Annotated in this window: 2 protein-coding genes; one reads left to right on the forward strand and one right to left on the reverse strand. The window is 62.7% G+C overall.

Features of this window, described 5'->3' with window-relative positions; all coding sequences use genetic code 11:
• The first annotated feature begins 335 nt into the window (after positions 1-335).
• On the forward strand, positions 336-731 hold the full coding sequence (locus tag MOX02_RS30570; RefSeq protein ID WP_147029505.1) for a TIGR02300 family protein: 396 nt from the start codon (positions 336-338) through the stop codon (positions 729-731).
• A 127-nt stretch (positions 732-858) separates the two neighbouring features.
• On the opposite strand, the gene MOX02_RS32615 is transcribed toward MOX02_RS30570, so the two are convergent.
• Positions 859-1,038 (reverse strand): hypothetical protein, encoded by a 180-nt coding sequence (locus MOX02_RS32615; RefSeq protein WP_238178987.1) that lies wholly within the window; start codon positions 1,036-1,038, stop codon positions 859-861.
• Positions 1,039-1,339 lie beyond the last annotated feature (301 nt).

The following is a 1,339-nucleotide window of genomic DNA, read 5'->3' on the forward strand; positions in this document are numbered from 1 at the left end:
AATCAACCCTGAGCTGCCGCTCGTTTTCGGCGCGGGTGCTTCTTCCTTATATGCTGACCTTCCCTATGCGCCCATTATGGTCGTTCGACATATCCGAGCGGCCTCCACAAAGCGGACATCGAAAAGCTCAAGCGGGGGTAAGGCTAGCGTCAATTGTTTGACCTCCAGCTCTGTCAGCTAGCCCGTCGCCGGCAGCGAGAAGTGTGCCGGCGTGCACCCGCTGCCCAGATGCGATTCAGGCTGACGTACAGCAGGGCCGTCCGCTGCCGTCTATGATAGACGAAGCCGGAAATGCGCTGGCCATCCAGCGTTGACCACTTCCATGGAGAGTTGCAGTGGCGCGTCCGGACGTCGGCACGAAGCGAATTTGCCCGACGACGGGCAAGAAGTTCTACGACCTCAACAAGAGCCCCGTGATCTCGCCCTACTCGGGTGAGGTCGTCCCGACCTCCGTGTCAACGTCCTTCGCCAGGGGAGGCACGCCCGTGGTGGCGCGCAAAGAGGCGCCTGTCGACGATGAGGAGGAGACGGACGGGCCGGAACTCGTGTCGCTGGATGAAGTCGAAGCCGAGGAAGCCGACAAAGATACGGACACCGATGCTGAGGGCGATGACGGCCCGGATGTCGATCACGATGGCGACAGGGTCGAAGACGACACCCTCGTGGTCGACGAGGACGACGAGGACACCAGCGACCTGATCGAGGTCAACGACGACGATGACGACCAATAGCCGCGCTCAAGCTCACCGCCCGAGCATCCGAACACTAATCTCGAAAGCGGTCTTGGCGTCCGGTTGAGCGGGTCGCAGAGGGCGCCATGAGCAGGGCCGATCGCACCGCTATGCGACGCGACGGCTCCTAGGCCTCGGCGTTGATCATGGTCGCGGGCGCGGAGGCGTGAGCTGCTTCGGCCGCGGCCAGATCGAGGATGTGGTCTGGCCCGATCCGATGAGCCTGGGTAGTCGGTTTAGTCGGTTCAGCGAGGTAGACGTCGACGGCAGCGCCGACGGCCTCGATCGCGATGCGCTCGGTGGTCACGAGATCCGAGTGCGTAGCATCGTCAGACATCCGCGACGTTGTACACCCTGCGCTGCAAGCTGCAACAACGTGACATTGAGGGACTGGACCATCATCAAGGAACCTCGTGAACGAGGCGGTCACCGCCTAACGCAACCACGAACTAACGCTGCTCTCGCTCAGGGGCGGTCATGCGGTCCGTGTACAACCTGTTGTTCAGCCTTGGAGATCGAGGCGCTCGCCAAGCCCGCGGGGATCCTGTGCCGCCACAACACCGGCACGGCGTGCGGGATCTACCTTGAGCGCCCGAAGGCATGCGCTC

Source organism: Methylobacterium oxalidis (assembly GCF_007992195.1).
Taxonomy (GTDB): Bacteria; Pseudomonadota; Alphaproteobacteria; order Rhizobiales; family Beijerinckiaceae; genus Methylobacterium; species Methylobacterium oxalidis.